Source organism: Pengzhenrongella sp., assembly GCF_036565025.1.
Classification (GTDB): domain Bacteria; phylum Actinomycetota; class Actinomycetes; order Actinomycetales; family Cellulomonadaceae; genus Pengzhenrongella.
In genome coordinates this window covers 1-8,753 of the sequence record NZ_DATCNW010000300.1, presented here as the reverse complement: position 1 = coordinate 8,753, position 8,753 = coordinate 1, and the positions used below count along the sequence as shown (strand labels likewise).

8 protein-coding genes are annotated in these 8,753 nt (G+C 71.8%); 1 reads left to right on the top strand and 7 read right to left on the bottom strand.

Annotated features, from left to right (window positions below):
- Positions 1 to 271 precede the first annotated feature (271 nt).
- Positions 272 to 928 (top strand): chloramphenicol phosphotransferase CPT family protein, encoded by a 657-nt coding sequence (locus VIM26_RS17260; protein ID WP_331953411.1) that lies wholly within the window; start codon positions 272 to 274, stop codon positions 926 to 928.
- Positions 929 to 1,024: 96 nt separating this feature from the next.
- Here the strand turns inward: VIM26_RS17260 and VIM26_RS17255 are convergent, their stop codons facing one another.
- The 7 genes from VIM26_RS17255 to VIM26_RS17225 all read right to left on the bottom strand — a co-directional run bounded on the left by VIM26_RS17255 (position 1,025) and on the right by VIM26_RS17225 (position 8,550).
- On the bottom strand, positions 1,025 to 1,669 hold the full coding sequence (locus VIM26_RS17255) for a 2'-5' RNA ligase family protein (RefSeq protein WP_331953409.1): 645 nt from the start codon (positions 1,667 to 1,669) through the stop codon (positions 1,025 to 1,027).
- Positions 1,666 to 3,057, bottom strand: coding sequence for an extracellular solute-binding protein (locus VIM26_RS17250; RefSeq protein ID WP_331953407.1), 1,392 nt, complete (start codon positions 3,055 to 3,057; stop codon positions 1,666 to 1,668). Before VIM26_RS17250 ends, VIM26_RS17255 begins: the two co-directional genes overlap by 4 nt.
- Before the next feature lie 52 nt (positions 3,058 to 3,109).
- A complete protein-coding gene (locus tag VIM26_RS17245) occupies positions 3,110 to 3,937 on the bottom strand; it encodes a carbohydrate ABC transporter permease (protein WP_331953405.1) in 828 nt (275 codons plus the stop codon).
- Positions 3,937 to 4,830, bottom strand: a complete 894-nt coding sequence (locus VIM26_RS17240; RefSeq protein WP_331953403.1) for a sugar ABC transporter permease — start codon at positions 4,828 to 4,830, stop codon at positions 3,937 to 3,939. The genes VIM26_RS17245 and VIM26_RS17240 overlap by 1 nt, the downstream gene beginning before the upstream one ends.
- A gap of 77 nt (positions 4,831 to 4,907) precedes the next feature.
- A complete protein-coding gene (locus tag VIM26_RS17235; protein WP_331953401.1) occupies positions 4,908 to 5,918 on the bottom strand; it encodes a LacI family DNA-binding transcriptional regulator in 1,011 nt (336 codons plus the stop codon).
- The gene (locus VIM26_RS17230; RefSeq protein ID WP_331953399.1) at positions 5,911 to 6,528 is read right to left on the bottom strand and encodes an HAD-IA family hydrolase; all 618 of its coding nucleotides are present in this window, start codon (positions 6,526 to 6,528) and stop codon (positions 5,911 to 5,913) included. Before VIM26_RS17230 ends, VIM26_RS17235 begins: the two co-directional genes overlap by 8 nt.
- 18 nt (positions 6,529 to 6,546) lie before the next feature.
- Complete coding sequence (locus VIM26_RS17225) at positions 6,547 to 8,550, bottom strand: methyl-accepting chemotaxis protein (protein WP_331953397.1); 2,004 nt, start codon at positions 8,548 to 8,550, stop codon at positions 6,547 to 6,549.
- Positions 8,551 to 8,753: the final 203 nt, after the last annotated feature.

Here is an 8,753-nt window from a genome sequence, read left to right as displayed (position 1 = left end):
AACCTTCCCAAAACTGGATCGCTCCCGCTCGGGGCGGGCCCGCACGCAATGGACGTAACTTGAGGTCCACGCAGGCGGGATCCAGAGGAGGATCCCCGCTCGGGGGCGACTGGCAGGGGGTCCTAAGCTACGACCATTGGGCCAGCTCCCCGCTTAACGTCCGAGCGTTGACGTCCTATAGGACGTCAACGCTCGGACGTTACGGGGAATGTGGGTCGACAGAGGCGGGCCTGCGTATTTTGAGTTGCCCTCGCGGTCCACAATGGGCGCCATGCTCGAACCAGAGACCGCCCCGCGGGGCACCATGCTCGAACCAGAGACCGCCCCGCGGGGCACCATGCTCGAACCAGAGACCGCCCCGCGGACCGGACGCCTCATCGTGCTCAACGGCGCGTCGAGCTCGGGGAAGTCGACGCTCGCGCACGCGCTCCAGGACGCGCTCGACTCCCCATTCCTCCTCGTGTCCAGCGACCAGCTCATCGCCGCGGGACTGCTCCCGCGGCGGCGCGAGCCGCAGGGGCCGTTCGCGTGGTGGGAGCAGATGCGACCCCGGTTCTTCGAGGGGTTCCACCGTTGCCTGCCGGCGCTGGCCGCGGCGGGCAACGACCTGATCGTGGAGCACGTCATCGAGTTCGCCACCTGGCGAGCCGAGCTCGCGGAGCTCCTGGACGGCTTCGACGTGTTCCTCGTCGGGGTGCACTGCGACCCCGACGAGCTCGACCGACGCGAGCACATGCGCGGGGACCGGCGTCCCGGGGAGGGACGGGCCCATGTGGAAGAGAACCGGATCCACGAGTTCGGGCCCTACGACTACGAGACAGACACCACCGACGGGGTGTCCCCCGACCTCGTCGCCCGGTGCCTGGACGCGTGGCGTCATCGCACCGACCGCGCCCTGACCCCTCACCACTCCCCGAAAACCCGCTAACGTCCGAGCGTTGACGTCCTATAGGACGTCAACGCTCGGACGTTAGCGGCTCTTGGGCCCGCGGGGACCGGCGGGCGGCGTCGTGCGTGGCTCGGGCTAGCTGTCGAGGCGCCAGGTGTGCACGTGGGTCCAGGTGAGGGTCTGCCACCAGCGACCGGTCCAGTCGTCGCTTCTTGTGCGGTACATGGTCACCGTGTCGCCCGCGAAGCTGGCGGGGTGCGGCGCGGACAGCCCGCGCACGTACTCCTCGACCTCGTCCCGCAGATCGGCCCGGGCGTACAGATCGTGGGACGCGAGGGACAGGTGCCCGTGGAACGTCGTCGAATCGAACCGGTGCGGTTCGGGGTTGGCGGCCGAGGTCACCATCGGTGCGGCTGCGCCGTCGACGGTCGCCGCGAGGTTCATCAGGTCCTCGTTCACGGTGCGCCCGTCCGCGAGGTGATGGACGTCGTACACGAGGCCCACGCCCTGTGCCCGTACCCCCGCGTTGTGCACGGTGAACGGTACGAACCCGTCGAGCGCCTTGGTGACCGCCTCGACGAGGTCGGCCTCGGCGCCCGCGACGTGCTGGCTTCCGATGAGGGTCGCGTGCGGCGGGAACGCGCCGGCCGAGATCAGCCCGTACTGCGCGCGCAGCTGGTCGGTGACCGTCGTGACGGCCTGGCAGGTGCGCGGGTCGGGGCGGAGGTAGACGCCGTACCGATACGGGTCCCCGGGTGCGCCGATCGAGGCGTGGGTCATTTGCCTGCCTGCTCCCGGTAAGCGCCGATCTTGGCGTCCGCGCCCTGCTCGGCCTTGTCGAGCGCCTTGTCCAGCGGCACGTCCCCGCCGAATGCCGACTGCATCTGGGCGACCACCTCGGTGCGGATCCCGGTCATCGCGCCGGAGAGGCAGCCCGAGGTGGCCGGGGTGGCCGGGGTGTCGCCGAACTGCTTGAGCAGCACGGCGTAGTTCGGGTGCGCCACCAGGAAGGACTTCTCGGTGGCGCTGTCCTCGACGCCCGTGTTCACCGGCGCGTAGCCGGTCGCCTGCGAGAACTTCTCCTGGGCCCCGGCGGAGGCGAGGAAGCTGATGACCTTCCAGCTGGCCACCTGTTCCGCGGCGCTGTGTCCCGGTCCGTCGACCCACATCGCAGCCCCGCCGATGAGCGCGCCCGAACTCTTGCGGGGGCCCGACAGCGGGTACGGCAGCGCGCTGTACCCCGTGAGGCCGGCCTCGGTGAGCCCGCCGATCGTGCCGCTCGAGTTGAACATCATCGCGACCTTGCCCGCGGTGAACGCGGCCGCCGCGTCGGCGCCGTCGGCACCGGTGTTGAGCCCGACGCCGTCGGTGTAGAGCGAGGCCATCGTGGCGATCGCCGCGCGCTGGGCGTCGCTCGTCAGGCGCAGGGAGGTCGCACCGGCCCCGGTTCGGCCGTTCCCCGGCGAGCAGTACGTGTGGCCGGACGCCGCGCTCAGCTGCTCGAACCACCACCCGTCGAAGGGTTGCACGATGCCCGCAACACTCGGGGACGCCGCGTGCACCGCTCGAGCCGCCGCGGCGACGCCGTCGAGCGTGCCGAGGCTCGACCTCGCGACCCCGGCCTTGGCCAGCAGCGCGTCGTTGACGTAGAGCAGCGGCATCGACGTGGCGAGCGGCACCGCCAGCAGCTTCCCCTGCGCGCTGTAGTAGTTCCGTGCCGCGGGGCCCAGGTCGTCGAGCGCGAGGTCGCCGGGGTTCGCCGCGGCCAAGCCCTGCGCGGGTACCGTCTGGCCGGCGTCGTGCAGGAAGCCGGTGGTGATGTCGTTGGAGACCAGGATGCTGGGGGTGCTCCGGTCCCGGATCGAGGCGGTGTACTTGGCGAGGGTGTCCTCATAGGTGCCCTGGTAGACGGACTTGACCTCGATCTTCCCGGCGTTGGCCGCGTTGAACGCGTCGATCTGCGCCTGGAGCGCCAGGCCGTTGGCGCCGCCCAGGCCGTGCCACAGGGTCACGGTCACGGGTCCGGTCGCGGCCGCCAGCGCGGAGGGCCCGGGGGCCGCGACGGCGTCGGGGGTGCGGGACGCGGCGGACGAGGAACCGCACGCGCTCAGCGCCGCTACGGTCACGGCCAGCAGCGCGGCGCCGGCGAGGTGTCGTCGGGTGGTCATGGTGATGCCCTTCGGTCGGTGCGGGAGTTCGGTCGGTGCGCAGCTGCGCGGGTCAGGCGATGCGGCTGGCCAGGCCGCGCACGAGGAACCGCTGGCCGGCCAGGACCAGCGCGAGGGTGGGCAGCAGGACGAGCAGGGTGCCGGCGTAGATGACCGCGGGCGTGGTCGACTCCCCCGCGACGAGCTGGGCGAGGCCGACCTGGACCGTCCGGTGCTGCGGGGAGTCGGTGATGAGCAGCGGCCAGAAGTACCCGTTCCAGGCCGAGAGCGCGCACCACATCCCGGCGGTGACCAGCTGGGGTCGGGCCATCGGCACGACGATGCGCACCAGGGCGCGAAGGTCGGTGCAGCCGTCCAGCCGGGCGGCCTCCAGCACCTCGAGCGGCAGCTGGGAGAACGCCTGCCGCAGCAGCAGCACCGGGTAGCCGACGGCGAGGAACGGCACCACGATGCCGAGCAGGGTGTCGCGCAGGCCGAGGCTCGTGACGAGCTCGAAGTTGGGGATCACCGAGCTCTCGCCCGGGATCGCGAGAGTCGCCAGCACGAGCACGAACGCCACGGTCCGCCCGTGCCAGCGCGGAAAGACCAGGGCGTACGCGGCCAGCGCCGCGGTGACCAGCTGCGCGCCGGTCTGCAGCAGGGTGACCGCGATGCTCACCAGGTACTGACTGCCGAGCGGGATCGCCGCCAGGGCCGCCCGGGCGTTGTCCAGCGTGAGGCCCGCCGGTCCGGGGAGCAGCCGGCCGGCCGCGACGTCGGCCGCCGGCAGCAGGGCGGTGACCAGGGTGACGTAGACCGGGAACCCGATCAGCACGCACAGCCCCGCGAGCCAGGCCCAGCGGAGCACCGAACCGGGGCGGACGGTCCGTACCCGCCCCATCAGGCACGCTCCCTGGTGAGCCGGAACTGCACGGCGGTCACGGCGAGCACCAGCACGAGCAGGGTCAGTGCGATCGCCGACGCCGCGCCGTACTCCGGCAGGCCCGCACCGAACGCGCGCTGGTACAGCTCGTAGACGAGCGTCGTGGTGGACCCGGACGGCCCGCCGCGGGTGAGCACGTGGACCTGGGTGAAGATCTGCAGGCCGCTGATCGTCTGGGTGACGACCAGGAACAGCAGGCTCGGGCGGATGGCCGGCAGGATCATCGACCACGCCATGCGGCACTCGCCGGCGCCGTCCAGCGCCGCGGCCTCGAGCATCTCCCGGTCGACCTGGGACAGCGCGGCGAGGAGCACCAGGAAGGCGAACCCGAACTCGTACCAGGCGGTGGTGATCGAGATGCTCAGCACGGCCCAGCCCGGCGACTCGAGCCACCCGGGTCCGCGCACCCCGAGGTCAGCCAGGACCCGGTTCAGCGTGCCGACGGCCGGGGTGAACAGGCCGGCGAAGGCAGCCGAGGCGGCCCCGGCGGAGTAGGCGAACGGCAGCGAGAGCAGCAGCGAGACGCCCCCGCGGGCGCGGTGGTGCGCGGCCCGCAGGGGAAGCGCGGCCGCGAGCGCGCCGCCCGTTGCCAGCGTGATGCTGAGCGCCGCGATCGTGAGCGTGGTGACCACGACCCGGCGCAGGTCGGGATCGGTGACCAGAGCGCGGTAGTTGTCCAGGCCGACGAACCGGGTCGGCTCACCGAACAGGTTCGAGCCGTACAGGCTCAGCTGGAGGCTGCGCAGCACGGGCCGGTAGGCGAAGACGGCCAGCAGGACGAGGCAGGGCAGGACCATCAGCGGACCGGCGAGGCTTCCGGGTCGCGGGCGAGGTGGAACGTTCCCATTCATGAAGGGAACGTTCCCACACGGACTAGGCGAGCGCAAGACCTCCGCGCGAACGGGAGATGAACGTGTCAGGGCAGCGGTCAGCCCCGCCGTGCGGTCGTCCGGCCGGCGGACAGGACCCCGCTGAGCGCCTGGTGATGATCGGGGGCAGGGGCACTCTCCAGCTGTGCCACCAGCGCGTCGATCGCGTGCTCGCCGATCCGGGCGACGGGCTGAACCCAGGTGGTGAGCCCGATGAGCGGCGTCGCCAACGGGCCGATGCCGTCGTAGCCGGTCACCGACAGGTCTCCGGGCGCGCTCAGACCGCGGTCCTGCATCGACTCGAGCAGGTTCACCGCGTGCCGGTCGCTCGGGGTCATCACGGCGGTCACCTCGGGGTGGGCCAGCACCCGCGTGAGGGCCGCGTCGACATCCTCGAGCCATCCCCCGCCCAGGTCCAGCACGCTCGCCCCGCGCTCGCGGAGCCGGCGCACCATCGCCGTCGTGCGCGGCTCCATCGTGAGGGACTGCTCCGCGGTGAGCCGCAGCACCGCGACGTGGCGATGGCCGAGGTCGACGAGGTGATCGGCGAGACGCGCGCCGCCCTCCTCCTCGTCGCAGAAGACGCTGGTCACCGAGTCGTGGGTCTCGGGCCGGCCTGCCACGACCAGCGGCATGCGGTGGGCGAACGGGACCACCTCGGACGCGGGCAGCAGTCCGCTGCACACCACGAGCCCCTCCACCCGCAGCTGCACGAGGGTCTCCAGCGCGCGATGCTCGTCCGCCACCGCGAACGTCCCCGAACCGGTGGCCGAGACGAGCCGGTAGCCGAGCGCCGCGGCCCGTCCCTGCATCGCGGTGAGCAGGCTGCCGTAGAACGGGGTCGCGGCATCTCGCACGAAGGCACCCAGGGTGTAGGTGCGCCGGGCGACCATGGCCCGCGCGACGGCGTTCACCACGTAGCCGAGCTCGGCGGCGGCGTCGAGAACCCGCTGCTTCGTCTGCCCGCCGACGCTGCCGTGGCCGGTCAGTACGCGGGACACGACCGATTTCGAGACGCCGGCACGCTCGGCGACGTCGATGATCGTCGGGTTGCGCTCGCGCTCATTCACCGATGGCACCCGCGGCGAGCAGGACCCGGCGCGCGTCGGCCAGGTCGGTCCACAGGTGGGCCCGCCAGCCGTGCCGGCGCGCGGCCTCGACGTTCGCCCGACGGTCGTCGAAGAACAGGACGCCGTCGTCGGCGGCGCCGATGCGGTCGTCCGCCAGCGCGTAGATCGCCGGCTCGGGCTTCATGACCCCGACGTCGGAGGAGAACATCAACGTCGAGAACGCCGAGCTCCACGGCGCGGACCGGACCGTCGCGGCGAGCGATGCCGGCGCGTTCGAGAGCACGGCGAGCCGGGTCCGGGTGCGCGTCACGTCGGCGAGCATCGACTCCACCCCCGGTCCGGGTATCGACCAGCGCGCCGCGTCGACGGCGTCCAGGCGGGCGACGCCGCCCGCGCCGACGGGCCGGTCCACCTCGTCGGTGACCTGCGTCCAGAACTCGGTCGACGAGCCCCCGCGGTCGTACTCGTCACGCGCTCGCCAGTACGCGGCCGCGAGCTCGACCCGTCCGACGTCGAGCTCGGCGGCGAGGTCGCCGATCGAGCCTTCGGGAGGGACGAGCACCCCGCCCAGATCGAAGACGACGGTCAGGAGGCTGAGGGAACGTTCCACCCGGCCTAGGCTAGCGGTTCAGGCGGCGGTCCGGTACGCGGTTCGTTCGAGCGTGAACCTGCTCACCAGGGTCTCCAGCTCACCGGCCAAGCCGGCGAGCGACTCGGCGGCCGACCTCGACTCGAGCGTCACCTCCGAGGTGGAGTTCGCGGCGCCGGCGACGACGCTGATGGTCCGGGCGATCTCGGAGGTCGTCGCGTGCTGCTGGTCGACGGCGCTCGCGATGGTGTTGGCGATCTCGCTGATACGTTCGATGACGCTGCCGATCTGGTCGATCGCCTCCGCCGCGGAGCGCGCACCGCCCTGGATGACCTCGATCCGTTCGGTGATCTCCGCCGTCGCCCGGCCGGTCTGCTGGGCGAGCTCCTTGACCTCGCCCGCGACCACCGCGAAACCCCTGCCTGCCTCGCCCGCCCGGGCCGCTTCGATGGTCGCATTGAGGGCCAGCAGGTTCGTCTGCGCGGCGATCGTCTCGATCAGACCGACGACCGATCCGATCTCGGTGCTCGCCTGCCGGAACGTCACGATGATCTCCCCCGCACGCCCGACGGCGGCGACCGCCTCGTCGCTGACCTGGGACGCCTCGGTCGCGCTGCGGGCGATCTCGGAGATGCTGACGCTCATCTCCTCACTCGCACTGGAGGCCGATCCGGCGAGGGCCGCGGTCTGCTCGGCGTTGCCGACCAGGGTGGAGTTCGCCGCGCCGAGCTGCTCGGACGAGCCGGAGAGCAGAAGGCTGGACTCCCGGATCCGTCCCACCACGGTCTGCAGGCTCTCGACCATGCGGTTCATGGCGTTCCCCAGCATGTCGGACGCCCCGCGAGGCTGCATCGCCTCGCTCAGGTCGCCGTCGGCCAGGCGCTCGGCCTGCTGGGCGGAGTCCCGGACATACTCGGCGAGGCTGCGGAACGAGTCCGCGAGCTGACCCAGCTCGTTCCTCGAGGTATAGGCCACCTGCTGGGAAACGTCTCCCCGGGACATCCGCTCCGCGGCGTCGACGACCTCGCGCAGCGGGCGGGTGATCGACACGATCACCGCGACGCCCAGCGCGCTGACCAGGAGCAGCAGGACGCCCGTGACGGTCACGGCGATGAACTGCGACCGGTCGGCGGCGCGGTGCAGCGCGACCGTCTGGCCGACGATGTCCGTGCCGAGCGAGTCCCCGAGCGCCTTGAACCCGTCGATCTTTGTCGTGGCCGCGTCGAACCAGGTCGCCGGCAAGATCCCGAACCCGCCGGTCTGCGCGCGGTCGGTGGCCTGCTTCTCGAACCCGGTCACCGCCGCGAACGCCGGGTCGGTCTGGGTCGCGTGCCAGCGATCGAGCACACCGGGCGCGGCGGACCTCTCGAAGACGCTCAGGTAGGTCTGTTGCGTCGCGATCAGCTGCATGACCAGCACGAACTGGCCGGGCTTGAACTTGTCTTTGATGAACACGCTGGCGAGCTGGGCACGCTCCTGGCCGAGCGCCTCCTTGGCGTTGGCCAGCGCCAGGTAGGACTGCAGCTGCACGGCGAGGGCCGCGTCGGGGCTGCTCTTCGTGAGCAGCGCGGTGACGTCGAGCAGCCGGGTGTTCACACCGGTGTAGCCGGCGATGACCGGCTTGGGCTCGCCGAGCTTGTCGGCCTGCGCACGCAGGGCACCCACGTCGGCGGGCACGCCGCCCAGCCTCAGCACGGCGCTGCGGGTTGCGCCCGGCAGCTGGTCGCTCGTGCGGTCGATCAGGGCGGTCAGCTCGGCGACCTTGGCGTCGGTCGACTTGCGCTGCGCGGCCAGCTCGGCGGCGAACGCGCGTCCCTTCGCGGTCATGAACTGCGACGTGCGCCCACGTTCACGCTGGGTCTCGTGCAGTGCGTCGCCCACCGCGACGACGACGGCGGCGAGGGTCTCCAGCCGGGTGGCCGCACGGACGTCGGCCTGCGTCTGGGCGACGTTGCCGACGGCGAACCACGCCAGCCCGAGCGTGGCGACGAGCAGGCTCGCGGCCACCTTCGTCCGGATCTTCGAATCTCGCCACACGCGCATGGTCCCGACCTCCGCCGCGGCGCGCCGACCCCGCAGCGGGCCGGTTCATCGCCGTCGGGGCACTCATCGGTCGCAAACCCGCAAAGTTTCGCGTTCTGCGCAGTTGGGTCCGTTCTGCGAGCTCCCGGAGCGTGCAGAAACGGACGGGAGTTTGCAGAACAGGTCAGGAGATGACTCGGCGCAGGGGGCGGCGGGGGGTGCGG